The sequence below is a fragment of the Aeromonas sp. 84A genome (assembly GCF_051919345.1).
GTDB classification, from domain to species: Bacteria; Pseudomonadota; Gammaproteobacteria; order Enterobacterales; family Aeromonadaceae; genus Aeromonas; species Aeromonas veronii.
The window spans coordinates 3,399,937-3,425,216 of sequence record NZ_JBQBEW010000001.1 but is presented as its reverse complement, the minus strand read 5'-3'; the positions used below and the strand labels follow the sequence as shown (position 1 = coordinate 3,425,216).

Sequence of the window (25,280 nt, the reverse complement as noted above, 5' to 3'; positions counted from 1 at the left end):
TTTCAAATTTCCCTGCAGCCGGGTATCATCGGGTAAGGTTTTGTTACCAAAGGAAACATGCCTGGTGACCTGGCTCCGGGAATTGCATCAGGCCGCAGGGTATACTCGGGCGTCGGCACCGACAGGTTCCCCCACAATAAAGGAATGGATAGTGGCAACGATTAAAGACGTTTCTCAGCTGGCAAATGTGTCTATCTCCACCGTGTCGCGGGTTATCAACAACACGGCACAGGTAGCACCGGAAAAGCGTGAGGCCGTACTGGCGGCCATGAAGGAACTGAATTTTCGACCCAACAGTTTTGCCCAGGCACTGGTCAGCAAGCGTTCCAACTGCATTGGCGTGCTGGTTGGCGACCTCTGCGGCGGCCCCTTCTTTGCCCAGATGATGCGTGGCATCGAAACTATGGTCGATCAGGCCAACAAGTTCACCATCGTCATGTCTGGCAACCACGATATCGCGCGCGAGCGTCACGCCATTCAGGCGCTGCTGCAGCGCCAGTGCGATGCGCTGATCCTCCACAGCAAGGCGCTCCCAGACGAGGAGCTGAGCGAGCTGGCGGCAGGCTCTACCCCCATCGTGTTCATCAACCGTCAGGTGCCGGGCGCGGAAGATCGCTGCGTCTGGCTCGATAACCAGGCGGGGATCACCACCGCGTGCCAGCACTTGCTGGATGCCGGTCATCGCAATATCGCCTTTATCACCTCCGATGATGAAGAGTTTGTCGATGGTCAGCAGCGGATGGCCGGTTACACCCAGACCCTGGCCAGAGCCGGGATCGCCTTTGATCCTGCACTCGTCAGCCGCGCCTATGCCGACGAAAATGGCGGATATGTGGCGATGAGTGAACTGCTGGCCCGTAGTGTCGAGTTCACGGCCGTGCTCGGTTTTAACGACGGTATGGTGGCGGGGGCGATCTCTTGCCTGCTGGAGCGGGGTTACAAGATCCCGCAGCAGGTGTCGGTGGTGGGGTTCGACGATATCCCCTACGCCCGCTACATCTATCCCAAGCTCACCACGGTGCGCTACCCCATCGAGGAGATGGGCAGCCGCGCTGCCGAGCTGGCGCTGCGTCTGCTCGATCACAAGCCGGTGGACGGCTTGGCGCTCAAGTTTGAAGCCCAGCTGGTGGAGCGTGAGTCAGTCGCCTGACGTGCGTCAAACAGTGAACAACAAGGTGGCCCCATCGGGGCCACACTCTTTTCTGCGTTATCTCTCTAATCCGCTATTTATCCCGCCAGGGCGATCCGCTGCTGGCGGCGCACCTCCACCCCTTCTGCCACCATATCGAGCAGCTGCCTTGTCTGTTCCCAGCCGATACAGCTATCGGTGATCGACTGGCCGTAGCGCAGCGGTTTGCTGCCGATATCCTGACGCCCTTCGCAGATAAAACTTTCCACCATGATGGCGGCGATGGCATGGCTACCAGCACCCAGCTGGTCGGCAATGTCACGGGCAACCAGCAGCTGGCGGGAATGCTGCTTCTGGCTGTTGCCGTGGCTGCAATCAACCATCAGGCGAGGGGAGAGGTGATGCTGGCGCAGCAGCTCGCCAGCCTCTGCCACATGATTGCTCTGATAGTTGGGCAGGCGGCCACCGCGCAGGATCAGGTGACCATCGGGGTTGCCATGACTGCGCACCAGTGCCAGCCGCCCGTCACCGGAAGGCTGCGGATAGAGGTGCGCGGCTCGGCTGGCAAGGATCGCCTCGACCGCGATCCGGACGTTGCCATCGGTGCCGTTTTTAAAACCGATGGGGCAGGGGAGGGCGGAGGCCAGCTGGCGGTGGAGCTGGGATTCGGTGGTGCGGGCACCGATGGCGCCCCAGCTGATGAGGTCCCCCAGATAGAGCATGCTGGTGAGATCGAGAAATTCGGTGGCACAGGCGAGCCCCTCTTGCCCGAGTGCCAGCAGCAGTTCGCGCGCCTGGCGCAATCCCTCCGCCAGCCGATCGCTGCCATCCAGATGCGGATCGAAGATAAATCCCTTCCAGCCGAGTGTCGTGCGCGGCTTTTCGAAGTAGGTGCGCATCACCAGTTGCAGCTGATCCTCGTATTGGCCCTGCAGTTCGGCCAGCCGGCCACCATAGTCGCGGGCGGCGACGGGATCGTGGATGGAGCAGGGACCGATCACCAGCAGCAAGCGGTCGTCCTCTCCCTGCAGAATATGGCGGGCTTGCTGGCGGCTGCGCGCTATCTGACGGGCGAGTCGGGGAGGCACTGGGTGATTTTGCAGCAACTCATCCGGGGTGGGCAGGGTGGCAAGGGGTGATGCGTTCAGTAGTGAGGTGAACATGAGCGATCCTTATGGAAATGGAAACCTGCATGCTCATTGCTGTCCAGTGGGGATCTTCCCCTTATTGTGTCGGGCAACACAGCGCGGGCATGGGCCCGCGCTGTTGGCTTGATGAGCTTTAGAAGCGAGCCGAGCCACTGATGTAGTAGCTGCGACCCGGCTCCACGTTCTGGAAGGTGGGGTCTTTCTCCTGCAGGCGCACATCGGTCAGGTTGGTGATACCGACCCGCAGATCAAAGTTCTCGGTGATCTTGAAGCCGGTGCCAAGATCGAAGGTCTGATAGCTGGGCAGCTTGTGCAGTACCACGGCCTTGTTGACGGTCTGCTCCGCATATTGGGTGCCGGTGTAGGTGGTGCCAACGAAGGCGTTGACCCGCTCGGTGGCCTGCCAGGTCAGCTTGGCGTTGGCCTTGTGCTCCGGCCGCTCGGGCAGAGCCTGGCCCTGATCGCCTTCCGCTTTCAGGTAGGTGTAGTTGGCACCCAGATTGATGTCGTCGGTCAGATCGAGCCTGCCGGTCAGCTCCAGCCCTTTGGTGGTGGCCTTCTCCAGGTTGTACCAGGTGCGGTCAGTGGAGTTCGGCAGCTGTTTGAAGGTGAGCATGTCGTCGATATCGGAGTAGAAGAGGGTGGCGCTGGTTTCCCAGATCCCTTGTCCTGCGATAACGCCAAGCTCGTAGTTGGTGCTGGTTTCCGGCTTGACCTTGTCGCTGCCATAGATGCGGCAACTGCCGCCGCAGCTCTCGATGCTGTAGCCGTTGGAGTACTGGTGTGGTGCCGGCGCCTTGAAGGCCTGGCTGACCCCGCCTTTGACAGTCACCACATCGTTCAGTTCGTACACCAGATAGCCGCGCGGGGTGAAGTGACTGCCGTAGATCTCGTGGTGATCATAACGGCCGCCCAGAGTCAGGGTCAGGCTGTCGGTCAGGCCGATCTCGTCCTGAGCAAACAGTGCCTCCTGGGAGTGACTCTCCTTGCCGCCGATATCCTTGTAGCTCACCGCATCCACCAGCTCCCGATCCAGATATTCACCACCCAGGGTCAGGTAGTGGTTGGCCAGCGCCAGGTTGGTGTAGCCCTTGAGGGTGAAGGTGTTCTCTTCCAGTTCGCGCTGCTGCGGGGCCGAGTAGCTGGTATTGAAATCATCGATCTGGGAGCTTTCATAGTTGGCCATGACGGTGGTGTCACCCCAGCTCCAGTTCCCCTTGTGAGTCAGGCCAAACAGGTTGCGATCGTTCTGCTGCTGGCGGCTGTGCACCTTGTTGCCGGTCTTGCGGAAGATATCGAGGGGGCGCTCATCCTGGTTGTAGAGATAGTCAAACTCGAAGCGTTGCTGCTCATCCACCAGCCAGCTCAGGGTGGAGGCAAAGTTGCGGGTCTGCTTGGCTTCGATGAGGGGGATGCCGTCGGCTGCTTCGGGCGGAGTCCAAGCCTGACGGTCATACACTTCGCCATTCATCCGGATCAGCAGGTTGTCGGTCAGCGGGCCGGTAAAGCCCAGGTTGGTTCTGTGCTGATCGCCGCCATCTTTGCCCTCAATGGCCTTGAAGTCGGCATCGGCCGCCCCTTGCCAGGTTTTGCCCGGCTGCTTGGTGATGATGTTGATGACACCCCCGATGGCATCGGAGCCATAAAGTGCCGACATGGGGCCACGGATCACCTCGACCCGCTGGATCATGCCAAGGGGCACGGGAGTGTTGTCGAAGTTGCCGCCGCGCCACAGGGCATTGGAGGAGGAGAGGCGTTTGCCATCCACCAGTACCAGGGTGTACTTGCCGGACATGCCGCGAATGCCGATATCGCTGCGGCCATTGGTGTCAGCTTCAGCCTGAATGCCCACTTCGTGGCGCAGCAGGTCGGCAAGGTCATTGACCGGTGCGGCGGCGATCTGTTCGGCCGTGATGACAGAGATAGAGGCCGGTGCCGAGCGGGTATTGTGCGCCGTGGTGGTGACGGTGATCACCTCATCGGCTTGAGGGGCGTTGCTGGCGGCGATCGCTTGCTGGGTCAGCAGAGTGACGATGGTGGTGGCCAGCAGGCTGGGAGCAATAAAACGGGAGGTTGAGGATTTCATTTTTTACATCTTCCATAATATACAAATGATAAGCGTTATCATTATCAAGTTGAATTTGCTCCGATCGCAACTCTTTTTTATCGGCGAAGTTCAGTTTCGTTCGTCACCTGCTTTTGACTAAAAAGAAGTTAATGAAATTGATTCTCATTTGTATTGATCGTTTTTTCGCTCCTTGTTAGGATGCCGTTCACCCTGACATCTGGTGAGTCAAATGACTCACTTTAAGTCGTGTCAGGCAGTGATTCATTCCAAGGAGTAGCACCGTCATGTGTGACCATGCACTGGAAGGAGAGTGGCCCGCCACAGCGGTCGGGCTGGATAAAGTGTGCTGTTTTGCCAGCGGTGACAGGGTACTGGTCGCCTCCGGTATCCACGACAGTTTTACCGGCATCCAGCCGGAGAAGCTGCTCGCCCATCTGCGTCAGTTGCGCCAGCAGGGGATGGTCAATCCTATCGCCATCGGCGCCATTCCGTTTGATACCCAATCCCCCTGGCATCTGGTGATCCCGGTGCAATCGCAGTGGGTCGCAAGGGATGCGCTGTTGCCCGCCCGCTGTTGCCAGCTCAATGGTGAGGTGAGTGAAGTGACCGGCTCTGCCCACTATCAGGGTGCGGTGCGGGCAGCGTTGCAGCAGTTCAGCGAGGGGCTGCTCGAGAAGGTGGTGCTGTCGCGCGCCATCGATGTGCAGAGCACAGAGCAGACCTCCCCCGCACACGCCTATGGCTCTCTGTTGGCCCAGAATCCGGGGGCCTATGTGTTCCAGATCCCGCTGCCGGAGGGGGAGACCCTGCTTGGCGCCAGCCCCGAGCTGCTGGTGTCTCGCAGTGAGATGGCGGTGGTGAGCAATCCGCTGGCGGGCTCCCGTCCGCGCCACGCTTTTCCTGATCAACAGGCGGCCAGTGCCGACCTGCTGGGCGCCCAGAAGGATCGCTATGAACATGCGCTGGTGGCCGATGCAGTCGCTGCTGCCCTCGCTCCCTTCTGCCGAGAGCTGGACGTCCCTCTGGAGCCGCAGGTGATCGCGACCCCTACCATGTGGCACCTCTCGACCCGCATCGCCGGGCGGCTCCATGAACCCTCTCCCGTGTTGGCTCTGGCGCTGGCGTTGCACCCGACGCCGGCGGTATGCGGCACGCCGCTCTCGGCTGCGTGTCAGGCCATCGCCCGGCTCGAGGGGTACGATCGCCGCTTCTACTGCGGCGCCGTCGGCTGGATGGATGCTGATGGCAATGGCGAGTGGGTAGTCACCATTCGCTGTGGCGTGCTGGCCGGCAGGCAACTGCGGCTCTATGCCGGCGCCGGGGTAGTGGTGGGCTCTTCGCCGGAAGCTGAGTGGCAAGAGACCGCCGCCAAGCTCGGCACCATGTTGCGGGCGTTTGGCCTCGAGAGCCGGGAGCCGGAGGTAACCGCATGAAGCCGTTGGTGCCCTTTACCCCCTGGCCCGCCGAGCTGGCAGCCCACTACCGGGCACAAGGGTGGTGGCGCGGACAACCGCTCACCGCCCTGCTCGATGAATCTGCCGAACGTTATCCCGAGCGCACGGCCCTGATCTGTGGCGAACGCACCCTCAGTTATGGCCAGTTAAAGCGTGAGGTCTATGCACTGGCGGCGCGGTTGGCCGCGCGCGGGCTGGGCCACGGAGATACCGTGCTGGTGCAGTTGCCCAACTGCGCCGAGTTCTATATCTGCTGGTTTGCCCTGATCCGCTGCGGCGTGGTGGCGGTGCATGCCCTCTACAGCCATCAGCGGCGCGAGCTGGTGGCCTTTGCCCGCCAGATTGAGCCCGCCTTGCTGGTACTCAGCCCCTCCCATCCCGGCTTTGCCGGTGAAGCGGGGAGCCTCGTGGCCCTTGATGAGCTGGTATCTCCTTCCTGCCAGACACTGCTGTTCGAGCAGGCTGAAGGCTCCGATCTTCAGTCAGGATTTGCATGGCGTCAGCCTGACCCCATAGCCCGTGCTGATGGTTCGCCGCTGACGGCTATCGAGCCAACTCCTACCCCGGCCGATCAAGTCGCTTTTTTCCAGCTCTCCGGCGGCAGCACTGGCACCCCCAAACTGATCCCCCGAACCCACGATGACTATGGCTATAGCGTGCGCCAGAGCGTAGCGGTGTGCGGTTGGGATGAGCGGGTGATCTATCTATGCGCTCTGCCAGCGCCCCACAACTTTCCCCTGAGCTCCCCTGGGGCACTCGGGGTGTTTTATGCCGGTGGCTGCGTGGTGCTGGCAAAGGCTCCCTCTGCTGCAACCTGTCTGCCGCTGGTGCAGCGCCATCAGGTCAACTGGGCGGCACTGGTGCCACCGGCTCTGGCGCTCTGGCTGGAGGCGGCCAGCCACTATCCGCAGACCTCTCTGGAGTGTGTGCAGGTGGGCGGTGCGCGCCTCAGCCCGGCTCATGCCGAGGCGGTGGCGAGCCGCCTTGGTTGCCGTTTGCAGCAGGTGTTTGGCATGGCCGAGGGGCTGGTCAACTACACCCGCATCGAGGATGACCACTGGCACATCGTCAATACCCAGGGCCGCCCGATGAGCCCGGGCGACGAGGTGGAAGTGAGGGATAGCGACGGGCGCCCCTTGCCCGATGGCGAGTGCGGCGAGCTCTGGACGCGTGGCCCCTACACCTTTCGCGGCTACTTCAAGGCTGATGCCCACAATCAGCGGACTTTTGATCGGGACGGTTTCTACTGCACCGGCGATCTGGTCTGCCGCTTGCCCGGCGGCCATCTGATGGTGGTGGGGCGCAACAAGGATCAGATCAACCGGGGCGGGGAGAAGATCGACGCCCTCGAGATTGAAGAGCTGTTGCTGACCCACCCGGAAGTGCGGCAGGCGGCGCTGGTCGCCATGCCGGATCCCATGCTCGGGGAGCGCAGCTGCGCCTTTCTGATGTGCCGCGAGCCCCTCAATCTGCCCCGCTTGCGCCGTTTCCTGCGCGAGCAGGGGGTAGCCGATTACAAACTGCCCGATCGCCTGGTGCTGGTGGAGCAACTGCCCCACACCCCGGTCGGCAAGATAGACAAACAGAGGCTGCGCGAGCAGCTCGCCAAGGAGTGTGCATGACCATTCAATCCCTTGCCGCCTATCCGCTGCCTACCGCCGAGGAGCTGCCCACCGGGCGGGTGAACTGGCCCTTCGAACCGGGCCGCGCCGCCTTGCTGGTCCACGATATGCAGCACTATTTCGTCGACTTCTACGGGCCGGACAATCCGCTGATCAATCAGGTCATCGACCATATCGCCACCCTGATCCGTCAGGCGCGAGCTCTTGGCATGCCGGTGGTCTATACCGCCCAGCCCGCCGAGCAGAGTCAGGCCGATCGGGCGCTGCTCAACGACATGTGGGGGCCGGGGTTGACCCGAGCGCCGGAGCGTCAACCCATCGTTCCGGCGCTGGCACCAGAGCCGCAGGATACGGTGCTGACCAAGTGGCGCTACAGCGCTTTTTGCCGCTCACCGCTGGCCGAGCTGATGGCCGAATGGGGGCGAGATCAGCTGGTGATCTGCGGCATCTACGGCCATATCGGGGTGATGCAGACGGCGGTCGATGCTTTCATGCGCGATATCCGTCCCTTCCTGGTGGCAGATGCCATCGCCGACTTTTCCCGCGAAGATCATCTGCTGGCGCTCTCCTACGTCAGCCGCAATGCCGGTCGGGTGATTACCGTGGCCGAGGTGATGGCGGCCAGCAAGCGCCCCCTGACTCGTGAGTCACTACGTGCTCAGGTGTTGGCGCGGCTGCCAGCCGAGATGCAGCAGGAGCAGCCCACCGAGGATGACAACCTGCTCGACTACGGTCTCGACTCGCTGGCTGTGATGGGGCTGGTGGAAGAGTGGCGCCAGCAGGGGCTGGTGGTGGAGCTGGCCGAGCTGGCCCGCACGCCGACTCTGGCTCACTGGTGGGTGCTCCTCTCCCGTCAGCTTAATGTCAGTCAGGCCAAGGCTCGTCAGGTCAACGAAGTTCACGTCAGCGAACCGGAGTGCACCCCATGAGCGAGTGGCAAGGCAGAACCGTCTGGGTGACCGGCGCGGCGCAGGGAATTGGCCATGCGGTGGCGCGCACCTTTGCCGAGGCGGGGGCCAGCGTGGTGGCGTTCGATCTGCAACTGGCCGAGGCGCTGCTCGGCAACGTGAAGGGCGTGGTGCTCGACGTGAGTGACAGCGAGGCCGTGACCCGCTGCTGCGAACAGCTGCTGGACGAGGGGCTGGGGCCCGATGTGCTGGCCAATGTCGCTGGCGTACTGGCGACCGGCAGGCTCGATGAGGTGGATGACGCCCTCTTGCAGCGCACTTTCGCCATCAACACCTTCGCCCCCTTCTACCTGATGCGGGCCCTGATCCCCTGGTTTCAGGGGCGGCGCAGGGGCGCCATCGTTAATGTCTCTTCCAATGCCGGTCGGGTGCCGCGAGTGGGTATGGGCATCTATGGCGCCTCCAAGGCGGCGCTGACCAGCCTCACTCAAACGGCAGGGCTGGAACTTGCCCCCTATGGCGTGCGCTGCAATCTGGTGTCGCCGGGCTCGACCCGTACCCCGATGCTGTACGGCATGTGGCAGGAGGGGGAGGCTGAGCAGCGGGAGGGAGAACAGCGCACCATCGCGGGTCAGCCCGGGCAGTTCAAGCTGGGGATCCCCCTTGGCAAATTGGGAACACCCGACGAGGTGGCTGCCTGCGTGCTGTTTCTCGCCTCCGATGCCGCCAGCCATATCACCTTGCAGGATCTGGTGGTCGATGGCGGTGCCACCCTGGGGGTCTAGCCCGCGCGCTGCCGATCTGGCTGGCGTGACACTCTCTTTATGGAGGAGGCCTGGCCTCCTCGCTTTTCAGCCATGCGGGCAGGAGCAAGCCACTGCCCGCCCGATGTTTGCGCAAGGACATTCCCATGGAACAGACAATGGCGATGCGCGCCGCTCACCAGCGTGGTGAGCAGCCGCGCTGGCCGCTTACCACTGCTCAGGCGGGCATCTGGTTTGCTCAGCAAAAATACCCGCAGAGCCCCGCCTGCAATACCGGCGAGTACTGGCTGCTGGAGGGGGCGCTGGCTCCCCATCACTTCACCCGAGCGGTGCGTCAGACCGTCGACGAGATCCCCGGTCTGCACTGCGCTTTTGTGGCCACTGCCGATGGCCCGCAAATGGTGGCCAACCCCGCCTGCTGGCAGCTGACCGAGCGGGATCTGCGCAGCGAGGCCGACCCGCTTGCAGTCGCGCAGGCCGAGATGCGTGCGCAGCTGGCCGTCCCCTTCAATCTGGCCGGGGGGCCGCTGTTTGCCACCACCCTTTATCGCCTTGGCGAGGGGCGGTGGGCCTGGTTTATCGCCGTGCACCATATCGCCATCGACGGCTTTGGCCTGAGCCTGCTCTGCCAGCGGGTGGCGAGCTGGTATGAGGCGCTTTGCATCGGCGAGCAGCCAGCACCCTGCCACTATGCGACCCAGCAGGAGTTGCTGGCCGAGGAGGTGGCCTATCAGGATTCGCCGCGCGCCGCGCGGGATCGCGATTTCTTCGTGCAGCAGCTGGCCGGGGTGGAGAACCCGGCGTCGCTCTCCCGCCGTCCGGCGCAAGGGCAGGGCCCCACATATCGTCTTGAACAGCGGCTGGCTGGCCACCAGTGGCAGGCACTGGTAGAGCGGGCGAGTCGCTCGGCCTGCCACCCCTACAGCCTGCTGCTGGCGGCGGTGGCCAGCTATGTGCAGCGAATGAGTGGCGCTGGCGAGGTGGTGCTGGGTATTCCGCTGATGGGGAGGCTGGGCTCAGCGGCGGCCGATACCCCCTGCATGAAGGTCAATGTGGTGCCCCTGCGTATCGAGCTGAGCGGCACCTGCCGGGTAGGGGCGTTGCTGGCACAGGTCGAGCGGCAATTTGTCGCCCTGCGCCGTCATCAGGGCTGCCGTCAGGAGTGGTTGCAACAGCGTCAGCCGGGCCAGCCGTTGTTTGGCCCTCAGGTCAATCTGATGCCCTTTGCCCGAACCCTCAGCTTTGGTGAAGGGCTCAACCAGGTTCGTGGCGAGGTGCAGGTGCTGGCGGCGGGGCCGGTGGAGGAGTGTGCCTTCTATTTTGCCGAGGAGGCAGGCGCGATGACCCTGACCCTCGAAGCACATCAGGGGCGCTTCAGCCAACAGGAGAGTGAACGTCATCTGGCCCGGCTGGTAGCTTATCTCGCCGCCTGGAGTGAGGCGGATGACGAGGCCCTGGCAGTGCGCTTGCCGCTGCTGCTGCCCTGTGAGCAAGCTGAGCTGGCGCGCTGGAACCAAACCGACCATCCGCTGCCGACCACTACCCTGAGCGCACTGCTGGCCGAAGGGCTGGCGGCGGCGGATCAGAGCGCCATCGCGCTGGAGTGTGGCGCCGAGCGCTGGCGTGTGGCCGAGCTGCGCCAGCGTACCCGCCAGCTGGCCAGCTATCTGGCGGGGAGGGGCGTGGGCCCCGGTTGCCGGGTGGCGGTGGTGATCCCGCGCTCTCCCGAGCTTATTCTCGCCCAGCAGGCCATCATGGCGGTGGGGGCCGTCTATGTACCCGTTGATCCGGACTATCCGGCGGAGCGGATCGGCTACATTCTCGCCAGCAGCGACCCTGCGCTGGTGCTGACCAGTCGCACCTTGAGGATGCCGCTCGATGTGGCCGCGCCACTTGTCTGCCTCGATGCCCCCGGTGTGGCAGAGCAGCTGGCGGCGGTAGAGTTGGCAACGACAGCACCTTGTGAGCTGCCAGCCCCCAAGCCGGAAGATGCGGCTTACATCATCTACACCTCCGGTTCGACCGGTCGGCCCAAAGGGGTGGTGGTGAGCCACGGCGCCATCGTCAACCGGCTGCTCTGGATGCAGCACATGTATCCCATCGGGCCGGCGGATCGGGTGCTGCAAAAGACCCCGGCCGGTTTCGATGTCTCCATCTGGGAGTTTTTCTGGCCCTTTATGACCGGGGCGCGGCTGGTGCTCGCCAAACCGGGCGGCCACAAGGATCCCGCCTACCTTGCCGAGCTGATTGAGCAGGCCGGGATCTCCACCTTGCACTTTGTCCCCTCCATGCTGCAGGTCTTCGTCGCACAAGCCGAGCCTGCGCGTTGCCGCGCCCTGCGGCAGGTCTTCTGCTCCGGCGAGGCGCTGCCCGCGGATCTGGTGCAGCGCTGGTATGGGGCATTTTCAGCCCCCCTGCACAACCTCTATGGCCCGACCGAGGCGGCGGTGGATGTCACCTGGTATCCCTGCCGGGCAGACGAGGCGGTGACCAGCGTGCCCATCGGCTATCCGGTCTGGAATACCTGTATCCACATTCTCGACCCCTGGTTGCAGCCGGTGCCCCCCGGTGTAGCGGGGGAGCTCTGGATCGGCGGCGTGCAGGTGGCGGAGGGCTACTTTGGCCAGCCCGAGCTCACCGCCGAGCGCTTTATTGCCAACCCCTTCGGCGCGGGACGGCTCTATCGCAGCGGCGATCTGGCCGCCTGGCGCGAGGATGGCGCCATCGAGTATCTGGGGCGCCTCGATTTTCAGGTGAAGATCCGTGGCCAGCGTATCGAACTGGAGGAGATCGAGCAGGTGCTGCTGCGCCATCCCCGAGTGGCGCAGGCGGTAGTGTTGGCCCCCGAATTTGCTCCCGGCGATCGCCGTCTGGTGGCCTACGTGGTGGCCGCAGATAGCAGCGAGTTGACGCTGGCCGAGTTGGTACCCACCCTTGGCGCAGCCTTGCCTGACTACATGGTGCCGGGGCTCCTGGTAAACCTGGCCGAACTGCCGCTTACCCCCAATGGCAAGCTGGATCGCAAGGGGCTGCCGCTGCCCGATATGGCGTCGGCGGTGGGTCAGTCACTGCCGAAAAACCTGCTGGAGGAGCGGCTCTGTCGCCTCTTCGCCGAGATACTGGGGCTGGTGCGAGTCGGCGCCGACGATAACTTCTTTGCCCTCGGCGGCCACTCCCTGCTGGCGGCGCAACTGGTGGTGCGCATTGAAGAGTCGCTCGGACAGGCTCTCACTCTGGCCAGTCTGTTCGAAGCACCGAGCCCCGCCCAGCTGGCGCGCCGTCTTGGCGGCGAACGGGAGGCAATGCCCATGCTGTTGCCCCTGCGGGCGCCCGGTGCGCAGGCGGGTACATCGGGCCGCACTCTCTTTTGCGTCCACCCCGCAGGGGGGCTCGGCTGGTGTTATGCGCCGCTGGTGCCCCATCTGCCGGCCGACATGGCGGTCTATGCCCTGCAGGCGCGGGCGCTCTGTCAGCCGGCTGCGCCGCTGCCCGCCAGTTTCGACGAGCTGGCCCTCGATTATGTGACCGAGCTGCGTCGTCAGCAGAGCGAGGGGCCCTATTGGTTGCTCGGCTGGTCGCTCGGGGGCATGCTGGTGCACCGGATGGCCGCCATGCTGCAAGAGCAGGGACAGGAGGTAGCCATGGTGCTGCTGCTCGACGCCTACCCCTGCCAGCAGTGGCAAACCCAGCCTTTGCCCGACGAGCAGCGGATGCTCGATGCGTTGCTGCGGATGGGAGGCATTGCGGTTGCGGACGATGCGCTCGATTCCCTTACTCGGGGCGAGGTGGTGGCCCGACTGGGTGCAGAGGGGAGTGCGCTGGCCATGCTCGACGAGCAGGTGGTGAGCGCCATGATTGAGCTGGTGGGCCACAACAACCGGCTGATCCGCCAGCCGGTCGACTATTGCTACCACGGGGAGGTGATCTTTATCGAGGCGTCAGCCTCCCGCCAGCTCTGGCTGAATGGACGTGGTTGGGAGCCGCTGACAGAAGGCGAAATCCGCTATGAGCGCTTCCCCTGCCTCCATCAGGAGATGGTGCATCCCGACTGGCTGGCAAAGGTCGGCGCCCTTATTTGTGAGCGGGTCGATGGGGTCGGGCAGCAACCGCACATCCGGCAGGAGGGGGACGCATGACCCCGGTTGCCGCCATCCGGGAAGCCTTGCAGGCGGGCAAGCTGGTGGGGTTGGGGGAGCCGCACTGGCACCCGGATTTTATCCGGCGCCAGCACGCCTGGCTCTGCGATCCGGCGCTTTGGGGAATCATGACCGATCTGGTGCTGGAGTGCGGTAACCGTCGCCATCAGGGCTTGCTCGATGCCTGGCTGACGGGGGAGGATAGCTGGCAGGGGGAGCCGCTGACGCTGGCACGGCTCTATCCGGTCTGGCTCGACTCCTGTGCTTTTCCCGCTTGGATGGCCCCCGAGTTTCCGGCCCTATTCGCGGCCCTGCGCCAGAGTAATCTGGCGCGCCCCGAACATGTGCGGCTGCGGGTGCATCTCTGCGAGCCCTTATTCGAGTGGCAAGAGATGAGCGCGGAGCGCTGGCAGCAGCACAACAGGGGGCGGGATCAGGCGCTGGCCGACTATCTTCTTGCACTTCCCGCCCGCGGTGTGGTGGTGCTGGCGGGGGCGCGCCATCTGCTCAAAGCCGCAGGGGATCCCCACTTTGCACAGCCGACGCTGGGCCAGTTGCTGGAGGCCGCACGGCCGGGTTGGCTGCAGGTGCTTCACCCCTGGCCAATGGCTGATGGAAAGGGAGATGAGGAAGATGAGCGAGTGTGCGAGCTGACCGATATCACAACTGCTGACCTCTATCCCCACTGGCCGGCGCATCCGCCGCTGGAGACCCTCATCGATCGGTTGGTGCGCGTGGCTGACCGGGGACGGGAGATGCGAATTTGCCCCACCTTGCTGGCCGAGCCCTGGCGCAGCCGCTTGTTGAGTCGCGCTCACTTGCTGCCAGCTGGCATGGCCCGCCAGCTGCAACACTGGCTGGCGTAACTGTTGGTTGGCGTAACCGCTGACTTGAGTAACAGAAGGGGGAGCAAGGCTCCCCTTTTCAATATTTGGCATCCTGTCTTCAGCGCTGCAAAGTTGCACCATTTACGGCATACCTTGCCACTCATCGCCGAAAATTCAGCTCCTTCGCTACTTTAAAGAAGTTTCTACTGGTCTTACCTGAGTAAATCCCTTTGCTTTTTATTTAACAAGGTATTTACATCTAGGTGTCACCAGCATCGGTGACGTCTACAACGGCAAGGAGCCAGTTATGACCCATGTCGACATCCCTTTCCTTCGTTACCTCGATGCGGAAGGGTGCCCGGTCGCCACCTTACCGACCTGGCTGGACAAGGCGATACTGCACACCTTCTACCGCAATATGGTGATGGTGCGCAGCTATGACAAAAAAGCGATTGCGCTGCAACGAACCGGCAAGCTCGGTACTTTTCCCTCCCATCTCGGCGCAGAAGCCGTGGGGATTGGCATTGGGCTCGCCATGCAGCCGCAGGATGTCTACGTCCCCTACTATCGGGACATGCCCACCCTCTATGTGCGGGGCGTGCCGATGGAGAAGAACCTGCAATATTGGGGTGGTGACGAGCGGGGCAGTTATTTTCTCAAACCCGATGGGACTCCCTCTGAAGATCTCCCCATCTGCGTCCCCATCGCTACCCAGATCACCCATGCCTGCGGTATTGCCTCGGCCTTCAAACTGCGTAATCAACCGCGGGTTGCCGTAGTCACCATCGGCGACGGCGGCACCTCCAAGGGGGATTTTCTGGAGGGGCTCAACTGCGCCGGTGTCTGGCACCTGCCCATGGTCATCATCGTCAACAACAACCAGTGGGCCATCTCGGTGCCACGCAAATTGCAATCGAGCGCTCCTACACTGGCCCAGAAAGGGATTGGTGCCGGGGTGCGCAGTCTGCAGGTGGATGGCAACGATGTGGTGGCGGTCTACGATGCCGCGCGCAGTGCCGTCGAACGGGCCCGCAGCGGCAAGGGGCCGACTCTGATCGAGGCGGTCAGTTATCGCCTCGGCGATCACACCACGGCCGACGATGCCACTCGCTATCGCGATGGGGCCGAGGTCGAGGCCGCCTGGGCGAAAGAGCCGGTCAAGCGGCTGCGCCAGTTTATGCACAGCCAGGGGTGGTGGGATGAAGAGCAGGAGCAGAGCCTGCTGGCGGAAGCTACCCGAGAGGTCGAACAGGCAGTCGCCCGTTATGAGGCGATGGCGCCCCAGCCGCCGGAGGCGATGCTCGATTATCACTACGCCAGCCTGCCCGCCGAACTCGTGCCCCAGCGCGAGCGAGTGATTGCCAAGGGGATGAAGCAGGAGGTTGGCCATGAGTGAGATCAGTTTGCTGGAAGCGGTCAACATGGCCCTTCACTACGAGATGGAGCACGACTCGGATGTGGTGGTACTGGGCGAGGATGTGGGGGTCAACGGCGGGGTGTTTCGCGCCACCGTGGGCCTTCGCGACAAGTTCGGTTTCAAGCGGGTGATCGACACGCCGCTGGCCGAAGGATTGATCGCCGGGGTGGCGGTTGGCATGGCGACCCAGGGGCTCAAGCCGGTGGCTGAGTTCCAGTTTCAGGGCTTTATCTTCCCCGGGATGGAGCAGATCATCTGTCAGGCGGCGCGGATGCGAAACCGCACCCGTGGCCGCCTCTCCTGTCCCCTCGTCTATCGCTCCCCGTATGGCGCGGGCATTCATTCGCCTGAACATCACAGCGAGAGTGTCGAGGCGCTGTTTGCCCATATCCCTGGGCTACGGGTAGTGATCCCCTCCAGCCCGAGACGCGCCTATGGCCTGCTGCTCTCGGCCATCCGCGATCCGGATCCCGTGATGTTTTTCGAACCGGATCGCATCTATCGCTCGATGAAATCCGAGGTGGTGGATGACGGTGTCGGCTTGCCGCTGGATGTCTGCTTCACCCTGCGCCCGGGCCGGGATATCACGGTAGTGGCCTGGGGGGCCTGCATTCAGGAGGTGATGCGGGCGGCGAATCTGCTGGCCGAGCAGGATATCCAGTGCGAGGTGCTGGATCTGGCCACCATCAAGCCGCTGGATATTGAGACCATTCTCACTTCGGTACGCAAGACCGGCCGTTTACTGGTGGTACACGAGGCGTGTGGCAGCTTCGGGGTCGGGGCCGAAATTGTGGCGCGGGTGACCGAGCAGGCACTTCCCAGCCTCAAGGCGCCACCCAAACGGTTGACCGGGGTGGATGCCGCCGTCCCCTACTATCGCAACGAGGCGTATTACCTCATCACCGAGCAGGATATCGCCGATGCCGCTCACCAGCTGATGGAGAACCAGTGGCTATGAAATTTTTCAAATTACCGGATCTGGGTGAAGGGTTGGCCGAAGCCGAGATCGTCGAATGGAAGGTGAGTGCCGGTGATACCGTTGCGGTCGATCAGGTGCTCTTGTCGGTGGAAACGGCCAAGGCGCTGGTGGATGTACCCTCTCCGGTAGCCGGGGTGATTGCCCGTCTCTGCGGCGCCGAGGGGGATATCCTCCATATCGGTGCGCCGCTGGTGGAGTTCGAGGGGGGCGAAGATGATGGCACCGTGGTGGGCAAGGTGAGCGCCCATCAGCAACATATCGAGGATCACTTCGTGGTGGGGGCCATTGCCCCGGGGGGATCGCTGGTGCAAGCCATGCCTGCGGTGCGACTGTTGGCACAAAAACTGGGTCTGGATATCGACCGGATCAAGGGAAGTGGCAGCGGCGGCATGGTGACCGAGCTGGATGTGCAGCAGGCATTCGAGGCCCAGCAGAGCAGTGGCAACGAATTCCTCAAAGGGTCACGGCGTGCCATGGCCAAGGCGATGGAGCTCTCTCATCAGACTGTGGTGCCGGTCAGCATCACCGATGAGGTGGATTTGCGTCACTGGCGCCCTGATGAGGATGTGACGGTGCGCCTTATCAAGGCCATTGGCGTGGCGTGCCGCGCCGAGCCCTCGATGAACGCCTGGTTTGATGGTGAAACCCTGTCACGGCGGCTGTTCAAAGAGGTCAATGTAGCCATCGCGGTGGATTCAAAGCATGGCCTTTATGTGCCGGTGATGGAGAACGTGGCCGAGCGGGAGGGGGCGGATATCCGGCAGGGGCTGGATCGGATGATCGCCGATGTGAAGGCGCGCGCCGTGCCGCGCGAGATGTTGCAGGGGGCGACCATTACGCTCACCAACTTCGGCGCTATCGCAGGCCGCTATGCCAGCCCCATTGTCACGCCGCCGCAGGTAGCCATCATAGGGGCAGGCAAACTGTTCGAAAAAGTGGTGTTCATCCATGGTGAAGCGCGTCCCGTCAGGGCATTGCCGCTGTCGATGACATTTGACCACAGAGCCTGTACTGGCGGGGAGGCGGCTCGTTTTCTCAGAGCGCTGGTCGAAGCGTTGGAAGCGGCCACCTTATAACGGTTTGTGCCCTGTCATTGGCAGGGCACAAATTTGTTTGCGTAATCTACAAAGCCACGTATAATCCAAACCAGCTTGAAAGGGCGATAGTTATGTCAATGAATACGATGTTTCACATCTTGTCCTGTTGTTCATAAGTTAATCCCGTTTTTTGAGCTTTACCCGCTGAAAAGCATAAGTAATTATTTTGAATACAGGTTTAAAAGATATGTCTAACATGATCACCGGTACCGTTAAGTTTTTCAACGAAACCAAAGGTTTTGGCTTCATCCAGCAAGAAAACGGCCCGGACGTTTTCGTTCACTTCAGCGCCATTCAAGGTAACGGTTTCCGTACCCTGGCTGAAGGTCAGCGCGTACAGTTCTCTGTGACCCAAGGTCAGAAAGGCCCGCAGGCTGAGAACGTAACCGCTCTGTAATTCTTACAGAATTTAAGAAAGCCGTGGTACCTCTGGTGCCACGGCTTTTTGTTTATCTGGCTTCTGCTACTGACTCCCATGTGCTGAATCATGCTGCTATCGCTCCTGCTTGCTGCCACCTTGACTTCGACGTCCGATGCGCCGGTACCGGTTCAATCCGCGATGGAAGCGCAGGTGATCTGCCAGCAATTTGTCCAGGTCCGGGTGGGCGCGGCGCTGCAACCCGATGAGGTAAATGCGCGACTGGTACCTGAAAGGGAGGGGGAGTGGCTGGTGGATGGCAAAGTAAAAGGACCCGAAGGTCCTTTGCTGTTTGCCTGTCATCTTCACCAAGGGGAGCGCTGGGAGCTACTCAACTTTTCACTCTGGGCACCACAGCCGGTCAAAGCGGTTTGAGTGCGACCAGCAGATGTTGCAGGTGTTCAACCATGGTCATGCCAAACGGGGTGAGATAGCCGCCATCTTCTGCGCTGATGAGCCCCTGTTGATGCAGACGGGCTGCCGCCTGGCACAACTCTTCAGACATATCGCTGCGTAATTTAATCCCCAGGCTCATGTTGGCCGGATCAAAGCATGCCAGTATTTTCAAATCGTTCACGAATTCGTTAGAAACCTGGTCGATCCCAATCATGGATTTACTCCTTACGCTAAAGATGTATGCAAACTAGCATTCCCGGATCCACTTTAGTGGGCGCTGGCTCAAATTATTGACCTTTGACTGGATGCTGCGTTTCAAATGCTGTTTTTTTCGGCGTAATCAGATGGTTGGCTGACAGCTTAGCCAAGGGCCGAGCCGGACCAAACGTGGTAGGATAGGGCACTTCTTTATATCGGACGGTCTATTGGTGGCTGTTCACCCTGTTCAAGGTATCGCTCATGGTCAAGATCACTCTGGTATCCCTGCTGCATTCACTTTGTACCCGCTTTCCGGTTTACCCCGCTGCTTCGTTGACGTCCCTGCTGGATGCCCATCAGGGCGAGGTATGGTTGCCTGCACGCAAGGGGGCCGACATTGCGCTGTTACGCAAGCATGCTAAGGGGGCTCATGAGCTGGCGTCACTCGATGCGGGCTGGTGTGATTTTGCCGCCAGCGACAGCGGTGATATACCCGAGCTGGATGCACTGGCCAACTACGATAGTGAGATGATGGATAACCTGCTGATGTACTGGCACACCGCCGCCAAGATCAACAGCCCGATCACCGATAACCTGTTCGAGTTGCGCCGCGAAGTGGTGGATGAGGCCCACGGTGCCAAACTCGCTGCCGCCTGGGAGCAGCAACAACAGCTGCGTTTTGAGCAGCTGATGGCGATGGCGGCCAATGGCCGGGATCTGCTCTGCTTTGTCGAGGTGGAGTCCGCCTACTGGCTGCGGCAAAAGCTGAGCGAGCAGCCTGATGTGGAGCTGATCACCCCTGCGCTGTAAAGGGGCAATATGATGGCTGGCGGTCTCGTTATCGAGGAGGCTGCTCTATCCTTATTGGCGTCATTGCCTTCCCCATCCGGTGCCAAGGGGCTGCAAGCTGGACAAGCTGACGACAAGATGTGAACATGGCGCCCTTTATCGAGAGAGAGACTTGGCCAATGAGCTATGAACTGAGCGACACCGAGCGCAATGCCGCGCTGCAACTGAACGCTGATTACCGTTACGATCACTTCATCAGCAAGCTGGTCGAGCATGAAGAGCTGTTCGTCCTGACTGACGAGCATGGCGTCATGATGCTGACCACCGATGATGAAGATTGCATCCCGGTATGGCCGCACCCGGAGTATGCCAAGGCGTGGGCCGAAGGTGAGTGGGCCGATTGCAAGCCGCAGTCCATCACCCTGAAGGTATGGCTGGAGCGCTGGGTTGACGGTATGGAGCAGGATGAGCTGTGTGTTGCCGTGTTCCCGACCCCGGATCAGGAAGGCATCGTACTGGAGCCGGCCGACGTGGCTGACGCCATTGCCGAGAAGCAGGCCAAACGCGGCTGATCACCGAGCTATTCGCAACACCGGTTGCCAACAAAGACCCCGCTATCTGGCGGGGTCTTTTGTTTTAAGGACTTTTGCCGATGGGCTGATGCAATCAGGGCTGGCGATAAGTGGTGTCGATAATGGGCTCGGCCGGGAAAGTCTTGCCACTCTTGATGGCTGCCCTGGTCTCGGATTTTAGCTCTTCATCGATCCACAGCAGACCGCCATAGCTGTAACCGCTGTTGTCGCCCCCAAGAGGCCAGTAAAGTTGCTCGCTCTTGGGTGTTGCAGGTACTTTTGGCAGTTTGATCCAGCGCCAGGCGCCTTCCCGGGTGTAGGGCACCTGATAGGCGGGGACGAAGCTTGCCAGCTCATAGAGCCGCTGCTGGATCTGCCGTGACAGGGCCGCCTTTTTGGCAAAGTCGAACTCCTTGTCATACTGCTCCACCAGAGCCGTGATGGCATCGTCATCGATGTTCATGATGTTGTTGGTCTGGGGCTTGTTGGCGTTGACCTTGTGGAAGAATTCCCAATAGGCGGGATAGCGGCTGCCCGCCCAGGCCATCCAGGCACTCTGGTGCTTTTTCTCCAGCATCGATTTGAAACCGGCCGAGGCATCCATCAGGTTGAGCTCCAGATTAAGCCCCGCCTTCTTGGCCTCTTCCCGCAACAGCGTGAGCCGCTGGGCGTGCTCCGCCGTGGTGTAGGTGATGGCGAGGGCCAGTGACTGCCCCTTGTCGTTTTGCAAAATCCCCTGTGGCCCCACTTTGTTAAAGCCTGCCTTGGCAAAGTATTCCCGTGCCAGTTTGGGATCGAACGGACGGGCCTTGATCTCGCTGTTGGTAAACTCACCCTGACCTGAGCCATAACTGTTTAGTCGCTGGTAATCCCCCCGCAGCAGGGTGGTGAGCATCTTGTCGAGGTTGAGGGCATGCTGGATCCCGAGCCGCACATCGAGATTAGTCAGCAGCGGATCGGCGGTGTTGAGATAGAGCCCCATTGGCGATTGCGGAGTCTGGTTGTAGAACCAGGTGCGCGCGATATACCCCTTCTCGAACTCCGGGGTTTTGGTCTTGTCGTGCCACCAGTTGGGCATCACCAGCGGGAAGCTGTCGAGATCGCCGCGCAGGAAGTGTTGCCAGGCGATGTTCAGATCCCTGAGCACCTTGATCTCGATCTGCGCGGGGTTGAAGCGATGCTGGAAGTAGCGCTCGTCATCCCCCCACCAGTTTTCAATCCGCTTGAAGGTGACCGATTTACCCTTTTTCACCTGATCGATCTGATAAGGACCGGTGACTGGCAACACCTTCCAGTTGTACTCCTTGACCCAGTTGGCGGTGAGCTTGATGGCATGGCTCGGCTCCGGGCTGATGGGCAGTGACTCGAGCAGATCCTGGCGGCTCTTTTCGGTACCGCTGGTGATGGCCAGGGTGTGATCATCAAACTTGGTGATATCGGCTATCTGGGTGCTGTAGTAGTTGTTGTACCAGGGGTCGTTGATCTCTTTGCTGCGCATCATCTTGAGGGTAAAGAGCCAGTCATCGGCGGTGACCGGCTGGCCGTCTGACCAGCGCGCCTTGGGATTGATGCGAAAATAGAGGGTCTTGTTGTCGGCGCCAAAGGCCCACTCATTTGCCAGCATCTGCATGGGGTTGCCGGTGACAGGGTGGGTGCTCAGCAGTGGCAGGTTGGTTTCCCGCACGTAACCGGCAAAGCCGCCGTTGGAGTCGGGGCCATATTTGCGCAGGGTCAGGGGGAAGCTGGTCATAAAGGTGCGAAAGGTGCCGCCGCGTTTGGCGGCCGGATCGGCATAGAGAGGATCCTGGTTGTTGCTCTCCCACTTCAAGTCAGCGGGCAGCGTGGCACTCCAGCCAAACGGGCTCCAGCACAGGGCCAGGGTGATGGCGGTGGCGCGAATGATAGGGGAGAGTCGGCGCTCCCCGGCGGTGATGGTCGATGGCATGTCCTTGCTCTCCTGAAAATCTGCTTCCTGCAGATCACGCACTGGTGATGTCAGTCCCGATGGGAACTGTCTCATCATGAAAATTTTATCCTGTCAGGTCAATGAAATAGCGTGAATTAGCGGGTGGCCTAGGCCGCAACGCAGTGCAGGGTGATCCCCTTGGCCGCAATGGCAGCCCGCATGGGGGCGGGAAGGGCATCGTCGGTAACCAGTACGTTGATCTGGCCCGGCGCGCCAAGCTGGCTCGGGTGGATGGCGCCAAATTTGCTGCTGTCGGTGATGACCACATTGGTCATCCCCTTGGCCAGCACGCTGTTGACCACGTCGGCCCGCATCATGTCGCGGCCGGTGAACCCCATCTCGGGATGAAAACCGTCGACCCCGATAAAGGCTTTGGAGAAGTGCACCTGCTCGATACAGAGGCGCGTCAGCGGCCCCACCACGCTCTCGCTCTGATGCTGGAACAGCCCGCCGAGCAGCACCACCTGAGCCGGGGTGTCTTTGAGCAGATGGGCGATATAGCTGCTGATGGTGATGATGGTGACCCGTTTGTGCAGGGCCAGATGGCGCGCCAGCATGGCGTTGGCGCTGCCCCCTTCGATAAAGACTGTTTCGCCATCTTCCACCAGCTGGGCGGCACGCTCGGCGAGGCGCTCCTTGAGCAGGTAATTGATGTTCATCCGGGCATCCGGGTCATCGGTCTCCAGCGCCATGGCCGAGCCGTGTACCCGTCTGAGCAGTCCCTGTTTCTCCAGCGCTGTGAGGTCGTTGCGCACCGTCACCTCAGACACGCCGGTATGTCGGGAGAGTTCACTCACGCTCATCTTGCGAGCCTGATGGACCAGAGTGAGGATCAGTTGATGGCGTGGATTCATGGTGCGCTCACATGCAAGGTGGTGGATAGCGGCAAGCCACCCGAGGGTGGCTTGCCAATCATATGACGTCACAGGCGCCATGGGGGCGCCCCGTCAGAGACTGTGCTCGGTGCGGGCGATGATATCATCTTGCGCATCGGGGGATAAGGCGGTGAAGAAGGCCGAATAGCCCGCCACCCGTACCACCAGGTCCCGGTACTGATCCGGATTGGCCTTGGCCGCCAGCAGGGTCTCGCGCGAGACGATGTTGTACTGCACGTGCCACCCCTTGTGCACCTCGAAGAAGGTGCGCAGCAGGCTCATCAGTTTGGCCTTGTCCCGCTCGTTCTCAAGGCTCGCCGGACTCAGCTTCTGGTTGAGTAACACCCCGCCGAGGATGGCCGCCGTGGGCAGCTTGCCGATGGAGTTGAACACCGCCGTCGGGCCGAGACGATCCGAACCCGACGAGGGGCTGGCCCCTTCCGCCAGCGGCGTGCGGGCATGGCGACCATCCGGGGTCGCCATGGTGGCGGCACCAAACGGCACGTTGGCGGAGATGGAGGAGGTGCCCGCATAGTAGGTACCGCCGATGGGGCCACGGCCGAAGCGGGTGTTGTGCAGCCCCTTGAGCTCGTCGATATAGCTCTGGTAAGCCTGTACCAGCAGCAGGTCTACCTCGTCCAGATCGTTGCCATATTTGGGGGCGGCGTTGGTGAGGCGCTGGCGCAGCTGCTCCCCCGCCAGCCCGGCAAAGTCTTGCTCCAGTGCGGCGGCCAGCTCTTGCTGATCCACAATCCCCTGCTCGAACACCAGTTTCTTCAGGGCCGCCAGGCTGTTACCGAGGTTGGCGATCCCCACTTGCAGACCTGAGACCCAGTCATAGACGGCGCCCCCCTCCTTGATGGTTTTGCCGCGCTCGATGCAGTCATCCACCAGGGTGCTGCAGAGGATGTCATGGGCTTGAGCCTCCAGCACGCTGTCGACCACGCAGTCGATCTCGATGGATTTGCGGGTGAAGTAGCGCACCTGCTCATCCCAGCGGGCCATCACCTCGTCAAAGTTGCCAAAGCTCCCGTCTCGCAGCGACTGGGGCTGGGGCAGGAATACCTTGCCGGTGGTGGCATCGCGGCCGCCGTCAAGGGAGGCCAGCAGGATGCGGGCGAAGTTGATAAAGCTCATGCCGGTGCAGCGATAGCCCCATTTGCCGGGCACGGCGGTCTCGATGCAGCCGATGGCGGCGTAATGGTGGGCATCCTCCACGCTTACTCCGAGCTTGATGAACTCGGGGATCACCACCTCGTCGTTGTTGAAGGCGGGCATGCCAAAGCCGCAGCGGATCACCTGAATGCAGGCGTCGAGGAAATCCTCGCTCATCCCGGCATGGTAGCGCACCGAGAGGTTGGGCTGGGTGGATCGCAACTGGCCGCAGGACTCCAGAATCGCGTAGGAGAGGCCATTGACCGCGTCATGGGCTGCACCATCCCGCCAGTTCTGGCCACCGATAGTGACGTTCTGGTAGAGCGGGCTGCCGGCGGAGGCCTTGGAGTGGGTGCCGGAGCGGATCTTGTTCACCTCCAGCAACTTGAGCCAGCACCCTTGCAGCAGTTCGATAGCGCGCGTCCGAGGCAGGGATTCCGACAATTCCACCTCGCGGCGATACCAGGGATAGAGGTATTGATCCATCCGGCCAAACGATACCGAGTGGCCGTTGGATTCGATCTGCAGGATGAGCTGGATAAAGTAGCAGAGCTGCAGCGCTTGCCAGAAGGTCTCGGGGGGCTGGTGGGCGATGTGGGCGCAGTTGAGCGCTATGGTTTCAAGCTCGTTTTGGCGCTCGGGGGGCGGCTCTTGCGCGGCCATGTCACGGGCAAGGGCGGCGTAGCGCGTGATGTGAGCGCTGACCGCATCCAGAGTGATGGCGACGGCGTGCAGGAACTGCTCGCGCTGCAGATCGGCCCAATCCGCCAGATCCAGCCGACTGCGCCGCTCGGCCACCTTGGCCTTGAAGCCATTTAGACCCAGCGTGAGCAGCTCCTCATAGTTGACCGCGAGGTGGGCATCCCCCGAGGTCATGTTGCCCTCGGCCTTGATGATGCCGCTCTCCAGCAGCGCTTTCTGCTCGTCGGTAAAGAGGCCGAAGCAGCGATCCTGCACCGTCTGGCCGCGCCAGAAGGGGGTGAGGGCGTGGATGACCTCCTTGTCGGTTTCGCTGACCGCAAAACCGGCGCCGGGACGGTCGGCCAGCTCGTCGATCTCCTTCTCAATCCAGCTCACCGTGTATTCAGGAAACAGTGGCGCCGCCCGCACCTGACTGGCCTGATTGCCGACGATAAGCTCGTCGTGCTTGATCCAGATGGTGCGCTCCTTGAGGTGATGGGCCAACGCCAGAGCGCGGCGCACCGGCAGCGGCCGGGCGAGATGAGCCTGATAGGCCTCGGTGTAGTGGCGGGCACGCTCGGTGCAGACCGGTGGCTGAACGATGTGGATCAGGCTCTCTTTGTGGGCGCGGATCCGCGGGCTGAGGGTATTGAGGTTGAGCTGGGTCATGGTCTTATCCTC

Annotated in this window: 20 protein-coding genes; 14 read left to right on the top strand and 6 right to left on the bottom strand. The window is 61.8% G+C overall.

Going from position 1 to position 25,280, the window contains the following annotated elements; all coding sequences use genetic code 11:
• Positions 1–151 precede the first annotated feature (151 nt).
• Entirely contained in the window at positions 152–1,150 is a 999-nt protein-coding gene (locus tag ACTG20_RS15490; protein WP_194496744.1) for a LacI family DNA-binding transcriptional regulator, read from the top strand.
• A gap of 77 nt (positions 1,151–1,227) precedes the next feature.
• Here ACTG20_RS15490 and ACTG20_RS15485 read toward each other — a convergent pair whose 3' ends face one another.
• Positions 1,228–2,292 carry a 3-deoxy-7-phosphoheptulonate synthase gene (locus tag ACTG20_RS15485; protein ID WP_194496743.1) on the bottom strand — a complete coding sequence of 355 codons (1,065 nt, stop codon included), beginning with the start codon at positions 2,290–2,292 and terminating at the stop codon, positions 1,228–1,230.
• A 118-nt stretch (positions 2,293–2,410) separates the two neighbouring features.
• A complete protein-coding gene (locus ACTG20_RS15480; protein WP_194496742.1) occupies positions 2,411–4,363 on the bottom strand; it encodes a TonB-dependent receptor domain-containing protein in 1,953 nt (650 codons plus the stop codon).
• Between the two features lie 266 nt (positions 4,364–4,629).
• Between ACTG20_RS15480 and ACTG20_RS15475 the strand changes: the two genes are divergently transcribed.
• The 11 genes from ACTG20_RS15475 (at position 4,630) to ACTG20_RS15425 (ending at position 18,342) form a co-directional block, all read left to right on the top strand.
• Positions 4,630–5,778 carry an isochorismate synthase gene (locus ACTG20_RS15475; RefSeq protein WP_194496741.1) on the top strand — a complete coding sequence of 383 codons (1,149 nt, stop codon included), beginning with the start codon at positions 4,630–4,632 and terminating at the stop codon, positions 5,776–5,778.
• On the top strand, positions 5,775–7,421 hold the full coding sequence (locus ACTG20_RS15470) for a (2,3-dihydroxybenzoyl)adenylate synthase (protein ID WP_194496740.1): 1,647 nt from the start codon (positions 5,775–5,777) through the stop codon (positions 7,419–7,421). Before ACTG20_RS15475 ends, ACTG20_RS15470 begins: the two co-directional genes overlap by 4 nt.
• Positions 7,418–8,350, top strand: a complete 933-nt coding sequence (locus ACTG20_RS15465) for an isochorismatase family protein (protein ID WP_194496739.1) — start codon at positions 7,418–7,420, stop codon at positions 8,348–8,350. Before ACTG20_RS15470 ends, ACTG20_RS15465 begins: the two co-directional genes overlap by 4 nt.
• Positions 8,347–9,114, top strand: a complete 768-nt coding sequence (gene dhbA, locus ACTG20_RS15460; protein WP_194496738.1) for a 2,3-dihydro-2,3-dihydroxybenzoate dehydrogenase — start codon at positions 8,347–8,349, stop codon at positions 9,112–9,114. The genes ACTG20_RS15465 and dhbA overlap by 4 nt, the downstream gene beginning before the upstream one ends.
• Before the next feature lie 125 nt (positions 9,115–9,239).
• Positions 9,240–13,229 (top strand): non-ribosomal peptide synthetase, encoded by a 3,990-nt coding sequence (locus tag ACTG20_RS15455; protein ID WP_194496737.1) that lies wholly within the window; start codon positions 9,240–9,242, stop codon positions 13,227–13,229.
• On the top strand, positions 13,226–14,095 hold the full coding sequence (locus ACTG20_RS15450; RefSeq protein ID WP_194496736.1) for a hypothetical protein: 870 nt from the start codon (positions 13,226–13,228) through the stop codon (positions 14,093–14,095). The genes ACTG20_RS15455 and ACTG20_RS15450 overlap by 4 nt, the downstream gene beginning before the upstream one ends.
• Before the next feature lie 268 nt (positions 14,096–14,363).
• Positions 14,364–15,452, top strand: a complete 1,089-nt coding sequence (gene pdhA, locus ACTG20_RS15445) for a pyruvate dehydrogenase (acetyl-transferring) E1 component subunit alpha (RefSeq protein ID WP_194496735.1) — start codon at positions 14,364–14,366, stop codon at positions 15,450–15,452.
• On the top strand, positions 15,445–16,431 hold the full coding sequence (locus tag ACTG20_RS15440) for an alpha-ketoacid dehydrogenase subunit beta (protein ID WP_194496734.1): 987 nt from the start codon (positions 15,445–15,447) through the stop codon (positions 16,429–16,431). The genes pdhA and ACTG20_RS15440 overlap by 8 nt, the downstream gene beginning before the upstream one ends.
• Entirely contained in the window at positions 16,428–17,528 is a 1,101-nt protein-coding gene (locus ACTG20_RS15435; RefSeq protein ID WP_101529471.1) for a dihydrolipoamide acetyltransferase family protein, read from the top strand. Before ACTG20_RS15440 ends, ACTG20_RS15435 begins: the two co-directional genes overlap by 4 nt.
• A gap of 208 nt (positions 17,529–17,736) precedes the next feature.
• A complete protein-coding gene (locus tag ACTG20_RS15430) occupies positions 17,737–17,946 on the top strand; it encodes a cold-shock protein (protein WP_005302803.1) in 210 nt (69 codons plus the stop codon).
• Between the two features lie 90 nt (positions 17,947–18,036).
• Complete coding sequence (locus ACTG20_RS15425) at positions 18,037–18,342, top strand: hypothetical protein (protein ID WP_101529470.1); 306 nt, start codon at positions 18,037–18,039, stop codon at positions 18,340–18,342.
• Here the strand turns inward: ACTG20_RS15425 and ACTG20_RS15420 are convergent.
• Positions 18,329–18,577, bottom strand: a complete 249-nt coding sequence (locus tag ACTG20_RS15420) for a TIGR02647 family protein (RefSeq protein ID WP_005334209.1) — start codon at positions 18,575–18,577, stop codon at positions 18,329–18,331. The two genes, ACTG20_RS15425 and ACTG20_RS15420, sit on opposite strands and share 14 nt — an antisense overlap.
• 245 nt (positions 18,578–18,822) lie before the next feature.
• On the opposite strand from ACTG20_RS15420, the gene ACTG20_RS15415 reads away from it, so the two are divergent.
• Positions 18,823–19,371: a hypothetical protein gene (locus tag ACTG20_RS15415; RefSeq protein WP_194496733.1), complete on the top strand. Its 549-nt coding sequence runs from the start codon at positions 18,823–18,825 to the stop codon at positions 19,369–19,371.
• Between the two features lie 158 nt (positions 19,372–19,529).
• On the top strand, positions 19,530–19,922 hold the full coding sequence (locus tag ACTG20_RS15410; RefSeq protein ID WP_005334204.1) for a DUF2750 domain-containing protein: 393 nt from the start codon (positions 19,530–19,532) through the stop codon (positions 19,920–19,922).
• A gap of 94 nt (positions 19,923–20,016) precedes the next feature.
• On the opposite strand, the gene ACTG20_RS15405 is transcribed toward ACTG20_RS15410, so the two are convergent.
• From ACTG20_RS15405 to ACTG20_RS15395, 3 genes are all read right to left on the bottom strand, one after another.
• Positions 20,017–21,867, bottom strand: coding sequence for an extracellular solute-binding protein (locus ACTG20_RS15405; RefSeq protein WP_194496775.1), 1,851 nt, complete (start codon positions 21,865–21,867; stop codon positions 20,017–20,019).
• Positions 21,868–21,995: 128 nt separating this feature from the next.
• Positions 21,996–22,742, bottom strand: coding sequence for a DeoR/GlpR family DNA-binding transcription regulator (locus tag ACTG20_RS15400; RefSeq protein ID WP_005350628.1), 747 nt, complete (start codon positions 22,740–22,742; stop codon positions 21,996–21,998).
• Positions 22,743–22,835: 93 nt separating this feature from the next.
• On the bottom strand, positions 22,836–25,268 hold the full coding sequence (locus tag ACTG20_RS15395) for a formate C-acetyltransferase/glycerol dehydratase family glycyl radical enzyme (protein ID WP_194496732.1): 2,433 nt from the start codon (positions 25,266–25,268) through the stop codon (positions 22,836–22,838).
• Positions 25,269–25,280: the final 12 nt, after the last annotated feature.

What these genes read in the sequence shown, in the direction of transcription:
- ACTG20_RS15430 (WP_005302803.1), top strand. Translation starts at nt 17,737, where the DNA reads ATGTCTAACATGATCACCGGTACCGTTAAGTTTTTCAACGAAACCAAA.
- ACTG20_RS15480 (WP_194496742.1), bottom strand. Translation starts at nt 4,363, where the DNA reads ATGAAATCCTCAACCTCCCGTTTTATTGCTCCCAGCCTGCTGGCCACC.
- ACTG20_RS15410 (WP_005334204.1), top strand. Translation starts at nt 19,530, where the DNA reads ATGAGCTATGAACTGAGCGACACCGAGCGCAATGCCGCGCTGCAACTG.
- ACTG20_RS15470 (WP_194496740.1), top strand. Translation starts at nt 5,775, where the DNA reads ATGAAGCCGTTGGTGCCCTTTACCCCCTGGCCCGCCGAGCTGGCAGCC.
- ACTG20_RS15425 (WP_101529470.1), top strand. Translation starts at nt 18,037, where the DNA reads ATGCTGCTATCGCTCCTGCTTGCTGCCACCTTGACTTCGACGTCCGAT.
- ACTG20_RS15405 (WP_194496775.1), bottom strand. Translation starts at nt 21,867, where the DNA reads ATGCCATCGACCATCACCGCCGGGGAGCGCCGACTCTCCCCTATCATT.
- ACTG20_RS15415 (WP_194496733.1), top strand. Translation starts at nt 18,823, where the DNA reads ATGGTCAAGATCACTCTGGTATCCCTGCTGCATTCACTTTGTACCCGC.
- ACTG20_RS15400 (WP_005350628.1), bottom strand. Translation starts at nt 22,742, where the DNA reads ATGAATCCACGCCATCAACTGATCCTCACTCTGGTCCATCAGGCTCGC.
- dhbA (WP_194496738.1), top strand. Translation starts at nt 8,347, where the DNA reads ATGAGCGAGTGGCAAGGCAGAACCGTCTGGGTGACCGGCGCGGCGCAG.
- ACTG20_RS15435 (WP_101529471.1), top strand. Translation starts at nt 16,428, where the DNA reads ATGAAATTTTTCAAATTACCGGATCTGGGTGAAGGGTTGGCCGAAGCC.
- ACTG20_RS15440 (WP_194496734.1), top strand. Translation starts at nt 15,445, where the DNA reads ATGAGTGAGATCAGTTTGCTGGAAGCGGTCAACATGGCCCTTCACTAC.
- ACTG20_RS15465 (WP_194496739.1), top strand. Translation starts at nt 7,418, where the DNA reads ATGACCATTCAATCCCTTGCCGCCTATCCGCTGCCTACCGCCGAGGAG.
- pdhA (WP_194496735.1), top strand. Translation starts at nt 14,364, where the DNA reads ATGACCCATGTCGACATCCCTTTCCTTCGTTACCTCGATGCGGAAGGG.
- ACTG20_RS15485 (WP_194496743.1), bottom strand. Translation starts at nt 2,292, where the DNA reads ATGTTCACCTCACTACTGAACGCATCACCCCTTGCCACCCTGCCCACC.
- ACTG20_RS15420 (WP_005334209.1), bottom strand. Translation starts at nt 18,577, where the DNA reads ATGATTGGGATCGACCAGGTTTCTAACGAATTCGTGAACGATTTGAAA.
- ACTG20_RS15475 (WP_194496741.1), top strand. Translation starts at nt 4,630, where the DNA reads ATGTGTGACCATGCACTGGAAGGAGAGTGGCCCGCCACAGCGGTCGGG.
- ACTG20_RS15450 (WP_194496736.1), top strand. Translation starts at nt 13,226, where the DNA reads ATGACCCCGGTTGCCGCCATCCGGGAAGCCTTGCAGGCGGGCAAGCTG.
- ACTG20_RS15455 (WP_194496737.1), top strand. Translation starts at nt 9,240, where the DNA reads ATGGAACAGACAATGGCGATGCGCGCCGCTCACCAGCGTGGTGAGCAG.
- ACTG20_RS15395 (WP_194496732.1), bottom strand. Translation starts at nt 25,268, where the DNA reads ATGACCCAGCTCAACCTCAATACCCTCAGCCCGCGGATCCGCGCCCAC.